A 20874-nucleotide genomic window follows, 5' to 3' on the forward strand; every position below is an offset into this window, starting at 1 on the left:
CTCACAAACAACCGCCCCCGGCCCAACGCTCGCTCAGATCATCTGAGCGAGGGTTCCACCGTTTGGGCTCATAGGTGAGCGAGCGTCCGCCAAAAGGGACATATATGTGAGCGAGCGTCCGGGGAGGGGGAACAAGAAAGCGGCCGGTGGGATGTCCCGCCGGCGCCCGCCTCGCATATCTGTCAGACCATCACTGCCGCGCTACGGCGCGTTGTTTGGCTGGTCCTCCCCCACGTTCTGCAGTTTGCCCTTGCCGTGCTCGCCTTCCTGGTCATCGTTCGGCACCACGGACACGCTGCCGTTTGCCGCGACCAGGACCGACACGAACGTCGGCGAGCTGGTGCCCGCAAATGTGAGTCGACCGATGTAGGAGCCTGGCGTCAGGTTGTTCCACGCGAAGGTGAGCTTCCCGGATTTGCCGTTCTTCATCTTGATCGGGTTGGGCGTGACCGTGGCGTTGCCTTGGTTTGCGCCTAGGATCGCTACGTCAACGCTGGCCTTGGTGGGCCGGTTGTTGGGGCTGGCATACAGGTTCGCGATGATGGTGTAAGTCCCCGGCTCCGGGTTGTCGAGCGAGAGGGACTCACTGGCACTCGGTGTGGCTGCCGTGAGCAACTGACCTGACGGTGATATCGCATACAGATCGAAATCCGCCGTGGGATCGGAGGAAATCACCGAGAACTTCGCGAAGGCTGTTCCGGGGGCAACCGTGGCTGTCTTGACGAAGTTCGAGGTATTGTTCGCCACAGCCACCGGACCTGGGACAAGCTCCGCGGCCGAGGAGTCTGCCTTGGAGAGGCCGTCAATGGTCACCGCCGTGGGAGAGTCGGAACCGGAGACGATGTTGATGTCCGCCGAACCGTTTGCCTGCTGGGACGTGAAGGCGACGCTCTTGGAAGCCAGTACCGACTGCGGACGGACCGCAATCGGAGAGACAACCGATTTGTTGGCGCCTTCCCATTTCAGCGATCCCATAGCGAACGCCCCGAGTGCCGCGCTCCTGTTTTCGAAGGTCACCTTGAAGGTCTTCTTCTGGCCGACTTCGTTGAAGTTCAGCACGGACGGGGTGACCTTGACGTCAACGCCCGGGACATCGGCTGTGGCCCGGTATTGTCCGGGAGTCAGGGCCGTGACGGTCCGGGTGACCTCGATCTTGCCCGCGAGGTTACCCAGGGCGAACGACGGAAGGTTCATGTCGCGTGGCAGTGTCGACCCAAGTCCCGGCTTGCCGAGATCGACGCCGGTACCCTGGATGAACTTCAGGTAGTCCTCGGTTCCGGCATCGTAGACCAGGCCCGGTTCCAGCACGCTGGCAGGGTTCATCTCTCCCGCACCCGTGGCGAAGACGTCCTGGTTCTTGCTTCCATCGGCCAGCTTGACGTCACTCGCCGTCGTCATCATGGCCGACTTGACCGTTGCAGGTGACCAATCGGGATTCTTCGCCAGGATCAACGCTCCGAAACCTGCGATGTGCGGGGACGCCATGGAGGTACCGGACATGAATCCGTACTCATCGCCTTTGCTGCCGATAGGCGAAACCCCTGCCAGCACGGCAACGCCGGGAGCCGAAATGTCCGGCTTGAGCAGATCCGAATCGGTGGCGAGGAGCGGGCCCCGGGAGGAGAATCCGGCGATCTGCGGCTGGGCCTCGAGCGGAAGCCCGGTGGTGTCGTGGTCAACCAGGGAAACCGTAATTCCAGGGTTGGCCGCTACCTTGTCCTTGATGGCCTGCGAGGCCGGAGGATTGACGTGGACTGTGGGCACTGCGTGCTTGTCCGTGTCCAAGGAGGAGTTGGTGAGGTTCACGAGGATCATGCCCACACCGCCGCCGCGGAGCACCTCGGCGCTCTTGGCGACGCGGTCAACCACCCCGCGGTCACACACCACTACTTTGCCGACGATTTTCGCCGGGTCGAGTGAGCCCGGCGCGCAGAGCGCTGCGTTACCGGTACCCGAGGCAGCGTTTGCGGAAAGCACGACGCCGGCCCCGCTCACCTGGTGGTTCATGATGCTGGCTCCGCGGAACTTGGTGCCGTCGGAGAATTCGACGGTTCCCTGGAGTTCCTGGGAGAAGGAACTAGCCGCAACCGTGGTCATCCAGGGTGCGCCATGGTTGACGGTGCTGGCCTGCGGACCCGAGTTACCGGCGGACGCGGCCACAAAGATGCCGGCCGACGCAGCAGAGAGAAATGCGAGCGAGACCGGGTCGGTGGTGGTGTCCGTAGCGCCCGAAATGGAGTAATTCAGGACGTCCACGCCGTCGGCAATGGCCTGGTCAATGGCGGCGATGGCCGCGGAACTGTAGCAACCGCCCGAATTGGGGTCGGTGTCTTCCCAGCAGACCTTGTAGATGGAGAGCTTGGCAGCCGGTGCCACGCCGCTCGTCTTGCCGAAGCTGCGGCCATCGACGAACGTTTCCACACCCGGGTTGCCTGCGGCGGTGCTGGCAGTGTGCGTGCCGTGGCTCACGATGTCGATGGGCGAGATCTGTTCCTGGGGTGCCCGTTGGGCGGGCGGAACCGTTTGCAGGAAGGCATCTGCGAAGTAGTGGGCGCTGAGGACCTTGGAATTGCAAGCGGTGCCGTCAAAGGCCGCCCCCGTGTCGGTACCTTTCTGGCACTCGCCCACGAACGTATCTCCGTTGGCCTTCAGCATGGCGATCTTGCCGTCACTGGTGCGATACGGGACGCCTACCTGGGGGTCCCCGACCAGCGGCTGGACGGGATCTCCTGCGAAGAACTTGCTTGTGGGCGTGTAGCCGGTGTCGATGACGCCCACCACGGTGCCCTTGCCGGCCTGGTCCTGGCCACCGAACTGGGTATTCCAGATCCCGTTCGGTCCACTGAGGTTGAGGAAATCGGTGGTGGAGTAGTCAGGAGCGGACTGGGTGTCAGGGGCCACGAGGAGGACATCGGGATTCTTCGCGAGATTGACGGCCTGGTTCGCGGAAAGGGTGGCGCTGAAGCCGTTGATCGCCGTGGTGTAGTCGCGATTGATGCTCACGCTCTGCTGCTTGGCCACGTCCTGCTGCTTCTGCTGCAGGTGGGCCTGGTACTGCTTCACTTCGGCCTTGCCGACGTCCAGTTTCTTGCCCGCCTGCGGCTTGGTAGGCACGTAGCCGGGCGTTCCGCCGTCGTAAGTGGCCGCTGGCTTCTCTGCCAGCACCACAACGTAGCGGCCATCCTGATAAGAATTGGGGTCGACATTCCGGGCAACCCCCGCGACCGTTGATCCGAAGACCGATGAGCCGGAAGCGGGCGCAGCTTGAGCGGGTGTCAACGCCACTGAGGAGAGCAGAACCGGTAGTCCGACGGCTAGCGCCGCAGCTTTTCGAAGCCCCCCGCTTCCAATGAAGCTCTTTCCTTGTGAATTCACGAGTGATTGCACCTTTCCGGGCGATCGTGGCGGTCATGTCAAGATCAATCAACTAAGGATGGACACCGATTGACAGTTCTTGTAATCAGGTAAAGCCCAGCCGATTCATAGAGTACAGAGCGATAGCTGAATATTACATAGGACACATTTCACGTTTTTTGTCATGTCATTTGGCATCAGAATACATCCGCGCGCAGCAGCGGGCACGCCCCCGTCGGGAGGGGACGTGCCCGCTGTGCGGATATTCAGATATTTAGGCGAAGGCGGGCTGAGAGGAGCCTCAGGCGTGTTGGTACGTCAAGCAATCAGCCGCCTCGGCACCAGGGCCGATCCGGACATCGTGGGCCTCGCACATGAGGTTGTTGTTGTGTGTGCATTCCGAGCGCTGGCAGGCACCGACATGCGCCAGGACCTTGGGGAGGCCTCCCATGAGCGTCGTGTCAATGAAGGTGGCACAGGATGCGTGATCCGCGGTTCCGCCAATCGTGATTCCGAAGGCGGTGCAGCCATGATGGTTGAATCCGCAGCTGCCAACGCTGCATGCGGACACTTCGGCGACGTGTTCGGTCATTGCTCCTCCAGTTGGACGGGGAATTTCCTTGACAGCAATTCCAAACTACTCCCGAATACGCACCTTTAACCCGGAGGATTAGCGCATTTGCGCGTACCCTATTGCGCTCCAGTTGCTGTCAGCGGACAGTCCGCACTAAGAATGGATCCCTCGCAACGCATCGCTGATTTTGGCCCTTGTCGAAGCGTCAGGCGGGACGGAAATGCGGTTTTCCCGGGCCGCCCTGTCTGCCATGATCCTTTGGAAAACCATCCTCCCAAGGCCGGCAAAAACGGCGGCAAGGACCACGGGCAAAACCATCGACTTAGCGTTCTCGGCCATGCCGCAATCCTAGTGACGCAAACCACCCCCGGCCAGAGCCGCCGTCGTGCAGTGCCCCGGGCCGCCGTCGGGCATTGAAAACCCCCGACGACGGCGGGTGGTCGCCGCGAATTGGCGCGTACCTTTTGCTTGGTAGCCACCTCTTCACCGATCTCCCGCAAATAGGGTATGTAGCGATTTGGCCGGTAGAATGGGCATGCAAGCTCGCGGAGCGCCCCCCTTATTCCGTAAGACCCTGCCGGTAAACACTGTTGCTGAACGCTGTTTAGAGGCAGTTCCGGCGTGAGACGGCACCACTCCGCGGCAGCCTTTAACCAAGGTTTAACCAACGCTCACGCACAGGAGTTACCGGATGCCCCGGATCGTCGTCGACGTCATGCCCAAGCCCGAGATTCTGGACCCTCAGGGGAAGGCCATCGTGGGCGCACTGCCCCGCCTCGGCTTCACCAGCTTTAGCGCAGTCCGCCAGGGCAAGCGCTTCGAACTGACCGTCGACGGCGAGGTGACCGACGCCATCCTCGCCCAGGCCCGTGAGGCCGCCGAGACCCTGCTGTCCAACCCCGTGATCGAAGACGTCGTCAACGTTGAGGTCGTCGAGGCCTGACATGACTGAACTTCCTTTGATCGGCGGAGCCCCCGTGGCCGTCGAACCCCATTTGGGCGGGGCCAAAATCGGCGTCGTCACCTTCCCCGGCACCCTTGACGACCGCGACGCCGCCCGTGCGGTCCGCCTCGCAGGCGGCACCGCCGTCGCGCTCTGGCATGCGGACACCCACCTTGCCGACGTGGACGCCGTCGTCATCCCGGGCGGTTTCTCCTACGGCGACTACCTGCGCGCCGGCGCCATTTCGCGCTTCGCTCCGCTGATGTCCCGCATCATCGATGCTGCCAACAGCGACGCCAAGCTGCCCGTGTTGGGTATTTGCAACGGCTTCCAGATCCTGACCGAGTCGCACCTGCTCCCGGGCTCCATGATCAAGAACGACCACTTGAAGTTCTTGTGCCGCGACCAGGTCCTGCGCGTGGAGAACAACAACACCTTGTGGACCTCGGACTACGAGGCCGGTCAGGAAATCACGGTTCCACTGAAGAACCAGGATGGCCAGTACATCGCGGACGACAAGACCCTGGACGCCCTTGAGGCAGAGGGCCGCGTCGTGTTCCGCTATGTCGGCTGGAACCCGAACGGTTCACGCCGCGACATTGCCGGCATCAGCAACGCCGCCGGCAACGTAGTGGGCCTCATGCCGCACCCAGAGCACGCGGTGGAGCCCGGGTTCGGTCCGGAGTCCAACGCCGGCACGGATGGCTTGGGCTTCTTCACTTCCGTCCTGAACAAGATCGTGGGAGGCGCACAGTGACCACCTCAGCTGAAACCGTTGGCAAGAAGTTCAACATCGACACCGTCGAGAACGCCGCGAAGACCCCGGACACCGAGCTCCCCTGGGCCGAACTCGGCCTCAAGCAGAACGAGTTCGACGAGGTCGTCAAGGTCCTGGGCCGCCGCCCCACCGGCGCCGAGCTCGCCATGTACTCCGTCATGTGGAGCGAGCACTGCTCCTACAAGTCTTCGAAGAACCACCTGCGCCAGTTCGGCGAAAAGGTGACCGAGGAAATGAAGAAGGACATGCTCGTGGGCATCGGCGAAAACGCCGGCGTCACCAACCTTGGCGACGGCTGGGCCGTGACGTTCAAGATCGAGTCCCACAACTCGCCGTCGTTCGTGGAGCCCTACCAGGGTGCTGCGACCGGCATCGGCGGCATTGTCCGCGACATCATCTCCATGGGCGCCCGCCCGGTGGCCGTGATGGATCCGCTGCGTTTCGGCGCCATCGACCACCCGGACACCGCCCGTGTGATGCACGGTGCAGTGGCTGGCATCGGTGGCTACGGCAACTCGCTAGGCCTGCCGAACATTGGCGGCGAAATGGTGTTCGATTCCGTGTACCAGGGCAACCCGCTGGTCAACGCTCTGGCCGTCGGCGTCATGCGCCACGAAGACATCCGCCTGGCCAACGCCTCCGGCAAGGGCAACAAGGTGGTCCTGTTCGGTGCACGCACGGGCGGCGACGGCATTGGCGGCGCCTCGGTGCTGGCCTCGGAGTCGTTCGACGACACCAAGCCCTCCAAGCGCCCCGCCGTCCAGGTGGGCGACCCCTTCGCCGAGAAGGTGCTCATCGAGTGCTGCCTGGAACTGTTCAAGGGTTCGCTCGTTGAGGGTATCCAGGACCTCGGCGCTGCGGGCATCTCCTGCGCCACGTCCGAGCTCGCTTCCAACGGCGACGGCGGCATGCAGGTTGAGCTGACCTCAGTCCTGCTGCGTGACCCCACCCTGACCCCGGGCGAAATCCTGATGTCCGAGTCGCAGGAACGCATGATGGCTGTTGTCACTCCTGAGAACATCGCCGCGTTCGAAGCTGTCATGGACAAGTGGGCCGTGGAGTACTCCTGGCTGGGCGAAGTGACCGACACCGGCCGCCTGATCATCACGTGGGAAGGCGAAGTCATTGTCGACGTCGACCCGCGCACCGTTGCCCACGACGGTCCGGTCTACGACCGCCCGTTTGCCCGCCCCTCGTGGCAGGATTCCGTGCAGGCCGATACTTTCACGGGCTCCGTGCAGGACGCCGGCCGACCCTCCACCTCGGGGGAACTGGCCGCGGCCATCACAGAGCTCATTGCTTCGCCGAACATGTGCAGCAAGGCCTGGATCACCAAGCAGTACGACCGCTACGTCGGCGGCAACACCGCCATGGCGTTCCCGGACGACGCCGGCGTGGTCCGCGTGGACGAGGAAACCGGCCTGGGCGTGGCTCTCGCTACCGATGCCAACGGCCGCTACACCTACCTCGACCCGTACCACGGTGCACAGCTGGCATTGGCCGAGGCGTACCGCAACGTCGCCACCTCCGGCGCGGTCCCGATGGCCGTCAGCGACTGCCTCAACTTCGGCTCCCCCGAGGATCCGGACGTCATGTGGCAGCTGGCCGAGTCCATTCGTGGCCTGTCGGACGCGTGCATGGAACTGGGCGTCCCGGTCACCGGCGGCAACGTCTCGCTGTACAACCAGACCGGTACCGTGCCGATCCACCCCTCCCCCGTGGTCGCCGTGCTGGGCAAGCTCGACGACGTCGCGCGCCGCACCCCGTCCGGCTGGAAGGAAGATGGCCAGGCCATCTACCTGCTGGGCACCACGGCCGCGGAACTGGACGGTTCGGAATGGTCCAACCTGCGCGGACACCTCGGTGGCTTGCCGCCGAAGGTTGACCTGTCCATCGAGCGCCAGCTAGGCGAAATCCTCATCAACGCTTCGCGCGACGGCATGATCGACGCCGCGCACGACCTCTCCGAGGGTGGCCTTGCCGCTGCGCTGGTGGAATCCGCACTGCGCTACGGCGTCGGCGCCCGGATTGCGCTGGAGGAACTCCTGGAGCGCGATGGCGTGGACCTGTTCACGGCGCTGTTCTCCGAGTCCCAGGGCCGGGCCATTGTGTCCGTTCCGCGCTCCGAGGAAGTACGCTTCAAGGACATGTGCACCGCCCGCGGCTTCGCCCACCTCCGGATCGGCGTCGTCGACGCTGCCGGCGGCAAGCTGGAGATCAACGGCGTGGACGAACTGTCCGTGGACGCTCTCAACGAAGCCCACGAGGCCACGCTGCCGAAGTACTTCGGCTAGCACCTGGCAACCCCCAACGCGGGGTCACTTACGGCCCAAGAATCCCCTCGGGATGGGCCGTAAGTGACCCCGCGTTGTGTTTTCAGTCTTCGCTGTGGAGGTCCCGGCGCCGGGCGCTCAGGAGCTCCAGTTCGGGGCGCGCGGCAACGAAGCGTTCGACGGCGTCGAGCACCTCCACGAGATGCGCGCGGTCTGCTGCCACGGCGCCTGCGCCGATGAGCGCACGGCGGTGCTGGTCCAAGTGCCCGGTCTCGGCGGCAGAGACCTCGAAACGCCGTTTCAACTCGGCGATCAGCGGACGCACGAGCGAGCGTTTCTCCTTCAGGCTGTGCACCTCGCCGAGGAGGATGTCGAACTCGATCCAGGCGATCCACATGCGCCCATCGTATCCACTAGTCGCGCGCCCTCCCGCACCGGAGCCCGCGGTGGCAAGATGAGGGCAGACCAAAGGAGTTCCCATGGGCGCAGACGATCATACGAACAAGGCCCGCAACGCAGTTTCCCGGGGCGCCGACTCGGTAGAAGACGCGGTAGACGACGCCAAGGATTCGCGGACCGTCCGGGTAGTGGCGCGGGCCGGCTTCGTCGCCTTAGGGCTGATACATCTCCTGATCGGGGCCATTGCTTTGGGGATCGCGCTGGGTGCATCCGGCCAAGCCGACCAAAGCGGTGCGGTCGGCCAGTTGGCTGCCACGCCTGGCGGCGTCGTCCTTCTGTGGGCAGGACTGGTGGCCTGCGGTGTGCTCGCGCTCTACATGGCGAGCGACGCCGTGATGGGGTGGAGCGGGGGCGGCAGCTCGAAGCCTTGGATGAATCGGCTCAAGGCTGCCGGACAGGCGATCGTCTTCGCTGTGGCGGCGGCGACCTTCGGCAGCTTTGCGCTCAGCCGTCCGAGCAGCAGCAGCGAGAAATCCCGCTCGGCCAGTGCGGACCTCATGTCCAGCACTCCCGGCACCGTCCTCCTGGTGATCATCGGGGTGGCGCTGCTGGCAGCCGCAGGCACGTACATTTTCCTGGGGATCACTCGCAAGTACGAAAAGAACCTGAGGGGAAAACCGTCCGGACTCCTGGGAGATGCGTTCACGGTGCTGGGCGTAGTGGGCTATTGCGCAAAAGGAGTGGCGCTCGGCGCCGTCGGCTTGCTCATCCTGATCGCCACAGCGGCGCACGACCCTTCCCAACAAGGCGGCCTCGACTCGGCCCTCAAGGCCTTCCTCAAACAGCCCTTTGGCGGATGGGTCCTGGTGTTCGTGAGCCTCGGACTCATGGCCTACGGTCTCTACTCCCTGTTCCGTTCCCGCTACCAGCGGCTCTGAAGGCGGGCGCTGTGCCTGTCGGCAGCTGGCAGAAACGCCCGACGGCGGTCCTCACCAAAGGTGGGAACCGCCGTCGGGCGCTTATCTAGCTAGGTTGTGCTACTTGGATGTGCCTTGAGACACGGATCCCTGAAGCTGGCGCTGGAAGATGATGTAGACGATCAGCACCGGAACAACCGTGACGGTGACGGCCGCGAACAGGGCGCCGAAGTCCACCGCGTAACCCATCTGGCCAGCGAAGGCCGCGAGGCCCTGGGACAGCACGCGCGGTCCGGCCGCGTTGATGGCCACCGGAATCAGGAACTGGTTCCACAGGCCCAGGAAGTTGAAGATGGCCACGGAGGCGAGTCCCGGCTTGGCCATCGGCAACATGACCTGGAAGAACGTCCGCCACTCGCCTGCTCCGTCCAAAGCGGCCGCCTCCGTGATTTCGTGAGGGAGCGACTTGAAGAAGGAGAAAAGGAAGAACACCGTGAACGGAAGCGCGAACCCGACGTACACCAGGATGAGGCCCGGCAAAGTGTTCAACAAGCCGATGTTCCGCATGACGAAGAACAACGGCACCATGGCTAGGAAGATCGGGAAGGTGAGCCCGGCAAGCATGAGGTAGTAGATCGCTTTGCTGCCGAAGAAGACATAACGCCCCAGGACATAGGCACACATGGCGCCGAGCACCATGACAATCACCAAAGCGGACCCGACGACGATCACAGAGTTGAGGAAGTAGCTCCCGATTCCAGCCTCGGTCCACGCCCGGACGTAGTTGTCGAAACGCCATTGCGAGGGCAAAGCAAACGGCGAGGCGAAGATCTCGCTCGATGTCTTGAAGGAGGACATGAAAGTCCACAGCAGTGGCAGGATCACGATGAGCGACCAGATACTGAGGGCCGTATGCGAAACGGCGCCCACCGCTCTGTCTCCCTTGGTCATGGCTGGCTTGCGGGGGTTGAAGTGCAAGGACTTCATTTCCTGGCTGGCAATTTTTGTAGTCATCAGAGGGACACATCCTTGTCGCCACCAGTGAGCCTGTTGACCAGGAACACGAGGCCGGAGAAGATCAGGGTGGCTACGGCGAGCACAACGCCCATGGCGCTGGCCAGGCCGAACTGGCCCTTGGTGAAGGCGGTGAAGAAGAGCTGCTGGGACATCACCAAGGTGGAGTTGTCCGGTCCACCGCCGGAGTTCAGGGCCGCCATGTAGACGAAGGCGTCCAGCGCCAGGATTCCCATGTAGATGTAGGCGGTCTGGATGTTGTCCCGGATCAGCGGGATAGTGATGGACACTGCAGTGCGGAAACGCCCTGCCCCGTCAATCCTGGCGGCCTCGAACAGCTCGGCAGGTATCCCCTTGATGCCCGCGACGAACAGCACCATGTAGAAGCCGATGAAGCCCCACACGATCACGAACATCGTGGCGATCATGGCGGTGTTCTTGTCGCCGAGCCATGCGTAGGACTTGAACTGGTCCATGCCCAGGGACGTGAGGATGCCGTTCAGCAGGCCTCCGGAAGGATCGTAGATCTGGCCCCACATGATGCCGATGGCAATTGCGGGAATCGTGTAGGGGAAGAAGGAGACAACCCGGTAGAAACTGGAGTTGCGCAGGCCCTTGATCTGGCCTTTGCTGCTGCCCCCCACGGTCACCAAGGTGGCCAGCACCAGGCTGAGGACGATGGTAATGATGGGCAGGAAGATGACCAACAGGATGTTGTTCCCCATGGCCTTCATGAAGATGTCGTCCGTGAAGAGCTTCTGGTAGTTCTGAAGTCCGATGAAGTTTTGCTTGGGGGAGAAGCCCGACCAGTCGGTCAGGGAGTAGCCGAAGGCCTGGATGAATGGCCAGATCACAAACAGGAGGTAGATGGCCAGGGGTACGCCAAGGAAGACCACAAAGAAGCTGATCTTGTCGAACGTCAGGGGCTTGCGCCGCCTCTTGTAGACGGGTGGTGCGGTATCCGGAACGACGACGGCGGACGCACCGTCGCCGACCCGGAGTGTTTTCGCTTTCACTAAAGTCACTTCACTTCAATCTTCGTGACCGAGCTGTCGTTGCGGACCTTGTCGGTAATCTTCTGCAGGTCCGACGTCAGCGTGGCGACATCGGACTTTCCATCGAGGAACGTGTTCCACACAACCAATTGGTCCTTGTTCATCCCATAGAGGTCAACAAAGTTCCACGTGAAGATGTTCGATCCAGCATCGCTGAGCAGCTTGGTCTGGGAAACCAGGGCGGTGGAACCGAAGCCATCGGCGGGAACGGTGTCCTTGACGATGGTAGGGGCCAGCTTGGTCTTGGCGAAGTTGGTGGCAGCATCCTTGGACAGCATGACACGCAGCAATTCCTTGCCGCCAGCAACGTTTTTGCCCTGGGAGGGAACAACGAAGGGCTCGCCGGAAGCGCTGTGCATGGCCTCGTACGGAAGTTTGGATCCCGAGGTCACGGTAGGAACAGGAACGCCGGTCATCTTGAATCCGGACTTGGTCTGGTCCTTCATCTCGTTTTCGATCCACGATCCGGACGGGTAGAACACGGCTTCCTGGGCGTTGCTCCACTGCGCCTGCGCTGCGGTGAACTGCGTACCCGAGCCACCTGGCTTGAAGTGGCCCGCTTTGACGATCTTGCCCAAGGCGGTGAAGACGCTCTGGATCGCCGGGTGGGACCAAGCGTCCGCCTTGAGGTTTTCGAGGCCAAGGCGAACGTCGTTGCCTCCTTCCTTGATGGCGGAGGCGATAGCCATTTCCTGGTAGTAGGTGGCTGCTTCCTTGCCCCAGACGAACAGGTACTTGCCTTTGGCCTTGGCCTGTTCGCCGAGTGCGTACATCTCATCCCAGGTCTTCGGCACGGTCCAGCCGTTGTCCTTGAGGAATGAATCCGAGTACCACATGGCGTAAACAGTCAGCACGTAGTTCAGGGCGGCCAGCTTGCCATTGAAAGTACCCGGGGCGAGCACTCCAGCGTAGAGGGTGTCCTTGATGACCTTGCCTTCGAGGTTCTTGGCCTCGACCACGCTGGTGAGGTCTTCGAGCTGGGCCAGGATGGTGCTGAAGCCGATTGCCTTGGCTCCGGAGTTGTCGATCAGGTCCGGGGGGTTGCCACCGACGAATCGCGGCTGGAGCTCCTGCGCGATATCGGTGGAGGGGGAAATCTTGGCGGTGGAACCTGAATGTGCGTTTTCGAAGGCCTTGCCCGCGAAGTCAACATAGTCGATTCCGTAGCCGCCCTTGAAAATCACGGCGTCAACGGTGGACTTGTCTGCCATGCCGAACGGATTGGTATCTGAAACGGTCCCCGTAGGACCGGTGGATCCTCCGCCGCCACCGGCTGCGCAGGAGGCCATCGAGCCGGCCAACGGCACAAGCACGGCCGCGGCAAGCGCGCCGCGGAGGAAACCGCGCCGTGCAAAGGACTGCTGCTGAACGTTCATCCTAAAACCCTCCAGAGACTCGTAGTACCGAACTCTGACGGCGCCTCGGCCGGCAGTCGATCGGTCCGGGCACCGCCGCTGCGACGCGCCCTTCGTGTGACATACTTCACCACGAGTGATTGAAAAGCAATATTTTGGGGCAGTTTCAATCAACTTTTGTCAAAATGTGATCTGACAATCCTTCCGTTCCAGAGGGGTCATTTGGGCCGTTTAGCCCCGTAAATTCAAGGATTTTGCGCACTGGGCGATGGCCTCGCGCGCCCATTGCTGCTGTTGCTCGGTTCCTACCCGCTCGGCCCACTGCTCAGCGAGCTGGAACTCCACCATCGCCTCGGTGCGCCGCCCGTCGTCGTACATCGCCCAACCGAGGTTGTTGTGCAGTGAAACCATCCACCGTTTGGTGCGGGAATCGTCGACGGCGGAGGCGTACTCAAGCGCGCTGCGCGTCCATGATTCCTGGTGCCCGGAGTCCGCGATGGCCAGCATGTGAAGTGCGTCCACAGCGAGGAAATCTTCACCCAGAAGGTCTCCCATCTCGGCGGCCTGTTCAAAGAGCGGAACGGCCATGGCCGGGTGGCCCGCCGAGTTGAGCAGGCGGCCGCGCTCCAGGAGGATCCGCACCGCAATGGTTGGCTCCTCTTCGGCGTCGAGGGCGTCCAGGAGGGCATCCGCCTCCTCGAAGCGGCCCTGGAGTCCGATGGCCCGGCCCAATTGGGTGGCGAGCTCGGCCCGTTCAAAGGCGTCGTAGGCCGGATCAGTCATGGCTTCGCGGAAGCGGGCTTCCGACAACGCGGGGTCCTCAAAATTCCACAGCTCATCGAGGGTCTTTTGTTCCAGCATCTGGCTCCTCCTGATTGCTTCGAGGGATGGAAGGCGCGGTCCACTCACAATCTAGCCGAAGCAGCAGACAGGGTCCGCGTGTCAGTCCTTGGCCAGCCGGGCCCAGCCCAGTTGCGCCTGCTGCTTGCGGGTCAACGAAGAAACCACCAGGTCGTACGAGTCCTCCACCATGTCCCGGATCATGGCGTCGGGGAGGTCACCGTCCAAGCGCACCCCGTTCCAGTGCGTCTTGTTCATGTGCCAGGCCCCGGTGATTTCAGGATGGGCCGAGCGAAGCTGCGCGGCCAGGGCGGGATCGCATTTGAGGCTTACTGCCAAGTTCTGGTCATCCAAAGCAGACGCGGCGAACATCTTGCCTTCCTGCTTGGATCCGCCGGACACGGCTGATCGGACCTTGAAAACCGACGTTTCCGGGCCGAACGGGAAGTCTTCATAACTCCCTGGGAAGCCAAGGCAGATTTGGCGGAGTGTGGCAGCGTCCATGTAGCGAGACTAGCGGAGTAGGACGATTAGCGGACCGACCGCCTTACGCAACGCCCAGGTCACGCAACGCCCAGGAAGTCCTCGAGAAGCACCACTTCCAGGCCGGCAGCCACTTGTGCCGAGCGGAACGCCTCGAAGTCCGCGGCGAATTCGGGGCGGAAGTGCATCAGGACGATGTCGCCGGGACGGAGGGAATTTCCGTACTGGTAGTCCATGCGCCCGGCATTGGCCTTTGCCTCCCACGTGATGATCGCCTTCAGGCCGGCGGCGGCCACGGCTTGCCGCATAGCCGTCGAATAGGCACCTCCGGGAGGCCTGAACAGGGTGGGCTTGCGGCCGTATTGCTGGACGGCGAAATCCTGCATGCCTGCGATGTCATCAAGCTGCCGTTGGTAACCCCATTGCGTGGTCATGTTGACGTTGTGGCTGACCGTATGGTTTTCAACCAGGCTCCCCTGCGCCATGAACGCCTTGAAGAATGCAGGGTTGTCGCGGACCGTGTTGCTCGTCAGGAACAGGGTCGCCGGGTAGTCGTTCTCCTTGAGGAGCCGGACGCTCTCCGGCGATTTGACCAGTCCGTCGTCGATCGTGAGGAACACCACGGGATGTTTGGTGGGGATCTTGGTAATCACGGGCGCCAGTCCGCCTTGGATCGGCGGCAACGTGAAGTCCGGGTCGAAGGGGTTCCGTAGCCGCCCGGGGCCTGCGGGGCTCGGCGTGGGGCTCATTGCGGTGCTTGCGGACGACGACGGCGACGGGCCCGCCGCGCCGGGGGCCGCCGTCGGGCCTTCTGCCGACGGGGTTCCGGGGGCGGCGCATGCTCCCAGCCCGGCTACGAGGGAAGCCCCGAGGAGCCCGAGCGCGGTGCGTCGGCTGGCGGTGGAGGGGTGGTCGTCACACATGGGGATTCCTGGTCTCGAAGGGTGATTGCACCCGAAACATACCAGCGGCCGGTTAACAGAAAGCGATGCTAACTGGACCTGCGGTGCTGGCGTCGCCGTCGGCTGCCGCTAGATGCCGCTCCGCCAGCCCATCTGTGCTGGACAAGCGTTCATCACTACGTCCAGGCCCGCAGCTTTGGCCCGTTCCGCTGCGTCCTCGTCAATTACTCCGAGCTGGAGCCATACGGCTTTCGCTCCCACGGCAATCGCTTCGTCCACTACCGCACCGACGCGCGAGGAGTTCACAAAGCAGTCGACGACGTCGATGGGCTGCTTCTCGAACGGCACGTCGGCAAGGAATTTGTAGCCGGTCTCGCCGTGGACGTCTTCGCCCTTTTGGTTGATCGGGATGATCTCCATGCCCATGGTGTCGCGAACGTAGAGGGCTACTTCGAACGCTGAGCGCCACTCATTCGTGCTGAGTCCCACGATTGCCCAGCGGCCCTTTGTTCGCATAAGCCGGTCAATGACTGCCGGATCGTTGACATGTGTCATAGCTCAAGCCTACTAGCGGGATAGCAGTCCCAGGAGCCAACGCAGCGAAGCTCCGGCAGGCCTCAGGGACACGTCGTCCTGGGTGCCCTGCACGGCTTGTTGGACCCCGTTTTGGAGATCCTTCGCAGTCGCCGTGGAGGGGATGTTGGACGGCGGGAGGATTCCCTGGGGGTCGTTCTTAGGCTCCGTGTGTGCTGCTGCCTTCGGGGCTTCGGACTGCCCCTCGGCCTGCTGGCGTCCGGGAGCGGGAACGGCTTCTGGCGCTGCTGGCTCGTGCACCGCCTCGCCGGCGCTGGCCGGAGCGGACGCCCCTGGGTCGGCCGAAGGGCCTGCCATCAGGGGTGCCGCCGGCGGCACATCGACGGGAGCCGGGTGCGTCGTGACCTTCGGGGAGTCCTGGGCGGGGGCTGGAGGAACCAGCGACGGCGGAGCACTAGTCCAACCCGGCGCCCAGCCGGAGATCAGCGTCTGCATGAATTCCGGGGTTCCCTTGCTGAATCCGCCACTCGCGGCCGCAACGCCACCAACACCCAAGCCCATGGCGGTCAGGACGGCTGCACCAATGACGACGGGGCGATGCTTGCGCAACTGACGCCGTTTGCCGAGCTCGTCGAGGGGAGGGTTGTCACCCGCTGCCGGGCCAGCCAGCATCGCCGCGAGTGCGGGCCCTGGGACCGGCGCGGGCATGGACGCAAACGATTCCAGCGCTTTCAACGAGTCCGTGAGTTCGGGGGTGTCCGTGAGGCCAGCCTCAAGCATGAGCTCGAGGATGACCGCGTCGCGGTCAATATCCTTGCAATCCCAACGCATCATGGGGCCACGTATTCCTTTACTACCGAGTGCTCGCGGAGTGCTTTCAACGCCCGGCGCTGCAATTGCTTGACTGCGCCTTGGCTTTTCCCCATGATTTCAGCTGCCTGGTCCACGGTCAGACCGGCAACGATACGAAGCGTCAGGACTTCCCGCTGATCTTCTCGAAGGAGATCCAGTAGCGCCAGGACTTCGCCGGGCGCCACACGATCCATCGCTTCGGATTCCGCCGAACTCGACTGGCGCGTGTCACGCTCAGGTTCAAACTCGTGGTGCTCAGGCGCCCTGCTTTGCCGGCGGTGGCCATCCACCATCCGGGCGTGGGCCACCGAGAATACAAAGGTGCGCAGACCGCTGACGCCGCCCGTGATCGTGTCAACGCGCGGCAGGACGGCAAGAAAAACGTCCTGTGTGACAGCTTCGGGATCCGAAACACCTTTTGCTGTCAGGTAGCCGAGCACCTGGCCCGCGAAGGCCTGATAGACGGCGCTGAACAGTTCAACTTCCCGGCCTCGAAGGGCCAGCAATGCTGCATCGGTCAAGGCGTCGGTCACTGAAGCGTGGCTTTCGTTGAGGAGCGATCGTCCGGATCCAAGCGAGATCCTCGGTGCCGCCCAAACGCCGCAGGGCCGGGCAACCCCACCTAGCTTAACCGCTGCTCCCGCTATGCCCAAGGACCAGCCTTCGGTTGCGGAGGCCTGCCTCTCCAAGACATTCTGCACATCCACGAAACCCCCTCAGACATGAAAAAGGGCCGAGCTGAAACATGATGGGGGACAAATTTCAGCTCGGCCTTTCAAAGAGGTAATCGTCGGGGCACCCCAAAGGGTTACGCGGATTCCAAAAGTTTTTTTCACGCCTGTTTTTTGGCTCGTTTGGCGCGGAAACGACGACGGCGGGCCGCCCCTGAAAGGGCGACCCGCCGTCGTCGTGATTCGGCTTTGGTGACTAGTCCTCGATGAGGTCGTGCACCACGATCGTCTGGTCCCGGTCCGGGCCGACGCCGATCGCGGAGAAGCGCGTGCCGGAGAGCTTCTCGAGGGCCAGCACATATCTGCGGGCGTTCTCGGGCAGGTCTTCCAGCGTCTTAGCGCCGGTGATGTCCTCGGTCCAGCCGTCGAAGTACTCGAAAATCGGCACCGCGTGGTGGAATTCGGTCTGGGTCATGGGCATTTCGTCGTGGCGGACGCCGTCGACGTCGTAGGCCACGCAGACCGGAATCTGCTCGATGCCCGTGAGAACGTCCAGCTTGGTGACGAAGTAATCCGTGAAGCCGTTGACGCGGGAGGCGTGGCGGGCCAGGACGGCGTCGTACCAACCGCAGCGGCGCGGGCGGCCGGTGTTGACGCCGAACTCGCCGCCGGTCTTCTGCAGGTACATGCCCATCTCGTCGAAGAGTTCCGTGGGGAACGGACCTGCGCCGACGCGGGTGGTGTAGGCCTTGATGATGCCGATGGAGCGCGAGATGCGGGTAGGTCCGATACCCGAGCCAACAGACGCGCCGCCGGCTGTCGGGTTGGATGACGTCACGAACGGGTAGGTGCCGTGGTCGACGTCCAGGAACGTGGCCTGGCCGCCTTCCATGAGGACCACCTTGCCCTCATCCAGTGCGTTGTTGAGGACCAAGGTGCTGTCAATGACCAGCGGCCGCAGGCGCTCGGCGTAGGACAGGAAATACTCCACGATCTCGTCCACCACCACATTGCGGCGGTTGTAGACCTTGACCAGGAGCTCGTTCTTTTGGCGCAGGGAGCCTTCCACCTTCTGGCGGAGGATCGACTCATCGAAGACATCCTGGACGCGGATACCCAGGCGGGCCACCTTGTCCATGTAGGCCGGGCCAATGCCCCGGCCGGTGGTGCCAATGGCGCGGCTGCCGAGGAAGCGCTCCGTGACCTTGTCCAACACCTGGTGGTACGGCGCTACGAGGTGGGCGTTGGCCGAGACGCGCAAACGGGACGTGTCGGCGCCGCGGGCTTCCAGGCCGTCGATCTCCTGGAACAGCGCCTCAAGGTTCACCACACAGCCGTTGCCGATGATCGGAATCGCGTTCGGGCTCAGAATGCCGGCAGGAAGGAGCTTGAGCTCATACTTCTCACCGCCCACCACAACGGTGTGCCCGGCGTTGTTGCCGCCATTGGGCTTGACCACGTAGTCAACGCGGCCACCGAGCAGGTCGGTTGCTTTGCCTTTGCCTTCGTCGCCCCACTGGGCTCCGACGATCACGATAGCTGGCATGGGATCCTCCCCCATTCTTTCGGGCCGGTCCTGGCGGGATCACCAAGGCTCAGCGCCGTACATGAGAACGCCCCGAATCTTTCGGCCCTGCCCGCAGACTTTCGCAAAAGTTCACCGGCGGGATCAGCAAGAGTTCCGGGGCTCTTACCAGCCAAGTTTAGCCGATGTGGCTCTGGGACCCGTTGTCACACGACCGGAGGGCGACATGAACACAGTGATGGCGCACTCGAAGTTCCCTGTTAGCAGAATATGAACTCTTCCCAAACAGTCCGCTTTGAGCTCCCAAATCGGCCTTCGGGCCCCAGGCGAGCGGCTACATTCTTTGTGAATCCTTACCCCCAACACTCCCAACTGACTCGCATTTGTTGTCGTTATGAGCCCTCTAAACGACAACAAATGCGAGTCAGTTGGGTGGGCACTGCTCGTGAATCCGAAGGGAACCCCTTGAAAACTCGAAACAAGCGCTTTTTGCTGGCCAGCGGGGCGACAGCACTCGCAGCATCCACGATCGCTGCCGGCATGATCGGGTTCGGCATGACGCCGGCCTCTGCCAATAGCGACCAAAAGGGAACCGCGACTCCCATCAAGCACGTCGTCGTAATTTTCGGCGAAAACGTCTCCTTCGACCACTACTTCGCGACATATCCGCAAGCGGCCAACACCCCCGGCGAAGCCCAGCAAGGCACCGGCGCAGCAGCTCCGGCGTTCACGGCGGCCAAGAACACGCCGAAGAACATCGCCACCCTCGCCAACGACAAGCTGTTGGCACCCAACAATCCCAACTCGGTCCAGCCCCAGCGTCTGACGCCCGGCCAGGCAATCACGTGCGACCAGGACCATGAATACACCGCGGAGCAGAAGGCCTACAACGGTGGCCTGATGAACAAGTTCGTCGAGAACACCAGCATGGATACCTGTTCTGGTGGCCAGTTCGGCCGTCCGGGCCTCACCATGGACTATTACGACGGCAACACTGTGACCGGGATCTGGAACTATGCCCAGAACTTCGCCATGAGCGACTCCCACTTCAGCACCGTTTTCGGCCCGTCCAGCCCCGGCGCGCTCAACCTCGTGTCCGGCCAGACCCACGGCGTCACCGAATTCACCGCCGCCGGACAGCCGGTCACACCCGCGAGCAGCGACTACACAGTCAAGTTCCCTGACGCCAACGGCGTCGGCACCATGACGGAAGACCCGGATCCGGTCTATGACGACTGCTCCAACAAGAGCCACGCGAGCAAGAACAACCTTGCCGGCATGCAGGGCAAGAACATCGGCGACCTGCTCAACGACAAGGGCGTCAGCTGGGGCTGGTTCCAGGGCGGCTTCGCCCCGACGACGCCGGCCACGGACACCACCCCTGCAGCCTGCATGACCACCCACACCAACATTGCCGGTGCCACCGTGACGGACTACAACCCGCACCACCAGCCGTTCCAGTACTACAAGTCAACGTCCAACCCGCACCACCTTGCTCCGGCCAGCGTGGACGAGATCGGACACAACGGCCAGGCCAACCACCAGTACGACACCACGGACTTCGCCAAAGTGGTCAACTCGGACAACATGCCTGCCGTCTCCTTCCTGAAGGCGGGAAACTACCAGGACGGCCACGCCGGCTACTCCGATCCCCTGGATGAGCAGAAGTTCATCACGCAGCAGGTGAACGCCATCCAGAACTCGAAGAACTGGGAAAACACTGCCATCGTCCTGGCGTACGATGACTCTGACGGCTGGTACGACCATGTCGCGGCCGGCGTGAAGAACTCCTCCAACACCACCGACGACGCCGCATGGTGCCTCAACGCCTACAACAAAGGTGTCCCGATGGCCGGAGGCTATGCCGACCGTTGCGGCCCCGGCCCCCGCCAGCCGCTCGTGGTGATCTCGCCCTTCGCGAAGAAGAACTTCGTGGACCACACCCAGACGGACCAGTCATCCATCCTTCGCTTCATCGAGGACAACTGGCACACCGGCCAGATCGGCGACTCCTCGGCAGACGCCAAGGCCGGATCCATCAACGCGATGTTCAACTTTGACAACGGGCGGGACGTGAAGCTCATCCTCAACGAATCGAACGGCACCGTGGTCTCCCGGACCAAGGAAAGCGACGACCAGAACGAGAACAAGCAGTAGCAGGCATTTCAGAAACGGCACCGTCCCGAATCCATCGGGACGGTGCCGTTTCAGTTAATGCGGTGCCGCATCATGCCGGAAGCCGGCTCCCGCCGTCGAGAGACCCACCACAGATCTCCCGATTCACCCCACAGGTCATCGCCGTTCCGGTAGAGTTAACCAGCCCCCAACACTGCACCCAATCTGACCGGTCGTGGCCAACCGCTCCCGGCCGGATAAGTGCGCCTTGCTACACGTAGGAGACCCAA

General features: G+C 62.8%; 19 protein-coding genes. 5 read left to right on the plus strand and 14 right to left on the minus strand.

Features of this window, described 5'->3' with window-relative positions:
* Positions 1-201: 201 nt before the first annotated feature.
* The 3 genes from QRN52_RS17465 to QRN52_RS17475 all read right to left on the minus strand — a co-directional run bounded on the left by QRN52_RS17465 (position 202) and on the right by QRN52_RS17475 (position 4267).
* On the minus strand, positions 202-3375 hold the full coding sequence (locus tag QRN52_RS17465) for a S8 family serine peptidase (protein ID WP_502869724.1): 3174 nt from the start codon (positions 3373-3375) through the stop codon (positions 202-204).
* A gap of 280 nt (positions 3376-3655) precedes the next feature.
* Positions 3656-3946, minus strand: a complete 291-nt coding sequence (locus QRN52_RS17470; RefSeq protein WP_059388517.1) for a DUF1540 domain-containing protein — start codon at positions 3944-3946, stop codon at positions 3656-3658.
* Between the two features lie 135 nt (positions 3947-4081).
* On the minus strand, positions 4082-4267 hold the full coding sequence (locus QRN52_RS17475; RefSeq protein ID WP_059388516.1) for a hypothetical protein: 186 nt from the start codon (positions 4265-4267) through the stop codon (positions 4082-4084).
* Positions 4268-4619: 352 nt separating this feature from the next.
* Here QRN52_RS17475 and purS point away from each other — a divergent pair, with 352 nt between their 5' ends.
* The 3 genes from purS to purL are packed head-to-tail and all read left to right on the plus strand — an operon-like array spanning position 4620 to position 7943.
* Positions 4620-4871, plus strand: a complete 252-nt coding sequence (purS, locus tag QRN52_RS17480; RefSeq protein ID WP_028265707.1) for a phosphoribosylformylglycinamidine synthase subunit PurS — start codon at positions 4620-4622, stop codon at positions 4869-4871.
* A 1-nt stretch (position 4872) separates the two neighbouring features.
* Positions 4873-5628 carry a phosphoribosylformylglycinamidine synthase subunit PurQ gene (gene purQ, locus QRN52_RS17485; protein WP_284754603.1) on the plus strand — a complete coding sequence of 252 codons (756 nt, stop codon included), beginning with the start codon at positions 4873-4875 and terminating at the stop codon, positions 5626-5628.
* On the plus strand, positions 5625-7943 hold the full coding sequence (gene purL, locus QRN52_RS17490; protein WP_284754606.1) for a phosphoribosylformylglycinamidine synthase subunit PurL: 2319 nt from the start codon (positions 5625-5627) through the stop codon (positions 7941-7943). Before purQ ends, purL begins: the two co-directional genes overlap by 4 nt.
* An 82-nt stretch (positions 7944-8025) precedes the next feature.
* Here the strand turns inward: purL and QRN52_RS17495 are convergent, their stop codons facing one another.
* Positions 8026-8319: a DUF503 domain-containing protein gene (locus tag QRN52_RS17495; protein ID WP_284754607.1), complete on the minus strand. Its 294-nt coding sequence runs from the start codon at positions 8317-8319 to the stop codon at positions 8026-8028.
* 82 nt (positions 8320-8401) lie between these two features.
* On the opposite strand from QRN52_RS17495, the gene QRN52_RS17500 reads away from it, so the two are divergent.
* On the plus strand, positions 8402-9259 hold the full coding sequence (locus tag QRN52_RS17500; protein WP_284754608.1) for a DUF1206 domain-containing protein: 858 nt from the start codon (positions 8402-8404) through the stop codon (positions 9257-9259).
* A gap of 99 nt (positions 9260-9358) precedes the next feature.
* On the opposite strand, the gene QRN52_RS17505 is transcribed toward QRN52_RS17500, so the two are convergent.
* From QRN52_RS17505 to QRN52_RS17550, 10 genes are all read right to left on the minus strand, one after another.
* The gene (locus QRN52_RS17505) at positions 9359-10252 is read right to left on the minus strand and encodes a carbohydrate ABC transporter permease (RefSeq protein ID WP_284754609.1); all 894 of its coding nucleotides are present in this window, start codon (positions 10250-10252) and stop codon (positions 9359-9361) included.
* Positions 10252-11268, minus strand: a complete 1017-nt coding sequence (locus QRN52_RS17510; RefSeq protein ID WP_459342923.1) for a carbohydrate ABC transporter permease — start codon at positions 11266-11268, stop codon at positions 10252-10254. The genes QRN52_RS17505 and QRN52_RS17510 overlap by 1 nt, the downstream gene beginning before the upstream one ends.
* A 5-nt stretch (positions 11269-11273) precedes the next feature.
* On the minus strand, positions 11274-12683 hold the full coding sequence (gene ngcE, locus QRN52_RS17515; RefSeq protein WP_284754614.1) for an N-acetylglucosamine/diacetylchitobiose ABC transporter substrate-binding protein: 1410 nt from the start codon (positions 12681-12683) through the stop codon (positions 11274-11276).
* A 210-nt stretch (positions 12684-12893) separates the two neighbouring features.
* Positions 12894-13523: a hypothetical protein gene (locus QRN52_RS17520; protein WP_284754615.1), complete on the minus strand. Its 630-nt coding sequence runs from the start codon at positions 13521-13523 to the stop codon at positions 12894-12896.
* 81 nt (positions 13524-13604) lie between these two features.
* The gene (locus QRN52_RS17525; protein WP_284754616.1) at positions 13605-14006 is read right to left on the minus strand and encodes an MmcQ/YjbR family DNA-binding protein; all 402 of its coding nucleotides are present in this window, start codon (positions 14004-14006) and stop codon (positions 13605-13607) included.
* 59 nt (positions 14007-14065) lie between these two features.
* Complete coding sequence (locus QRN52_RS17530; RefSeq protein WP_284754617.1) at positions 14066-14908, minus strand: polysaccharide deacetylase family protein; 843 nt, start codon at positions 14906-14908, stop codon at positions 14066-14068.
* A 108-nt stretch (positions 14909-15016) separates the two neighbouring features.
* A complete protein-coding gene (locus QRN52_RS17535) occupies positions 15017-15442 on the minus strand; it encodes a CoA-binding protein (RefSeq protein ID WP_236814520.1) in 426 nt (141 codons plus the stop codon).
* 12 nt (positions 15443-15454) lie between these two features.
* Positions 15455-16255, minus strand: a complete 801-nt coding sequence (locus QRN52_RS17540; protein WP_284754619.1) for a hypothetical protein — start codon at positions 16253-16255, stop codon at positions 15455-15457.
* Complete coding sequence (locus QRN52_RS17545; RefSeq protein ID WP_284754732.1) at positions 16252-16806, minus strand: RNA polymerase sigma factor; 555 nt, start codon at positions 16804-16806, stop codon at positions 16252-16254. Before QRN52_RS17545 ends, QRN52_RS17540 begins: the two co-directional genes overlap by 4 nt.
* A gap of 394 nt (positions 16807-17200) precedes the next feature.
* Positions 17201-18490, minus strand: a complete 1290-nt coding sequence (locus QRN52_RS17550; protein WP_059388506.1) for an adenylosuccinate synthase — start codon at positions 18488-18490, stop codon at positions 17201-17203.
* Positions 18491-18934: 444 nt separating this feature from the next.
* Between QRN52_RS17550 and QRN52_RS17555 the strand changes: the two genes are divergently transcribed.
* Positions 18935-20626, plus strand: a complete 1692-nt coding sequence (locus tag QRN52_RS17555; RefSeq protein WP_284754620.1) for a phospholipase C — start codon at positions 18935-18937, stop codon at positions 20624-20626.
* Positions 20627-20874: the final 248 nt, after the last annotated feature.

The organism is Arthrobacter sp. efr-133-R2A-120 (genome assembly GCF_030209835.1).
GTDB lineage: Bacteria > Actinomycetota > Actinomycetes > Actinomycetales > Micrococcaceae > Arthrobacter.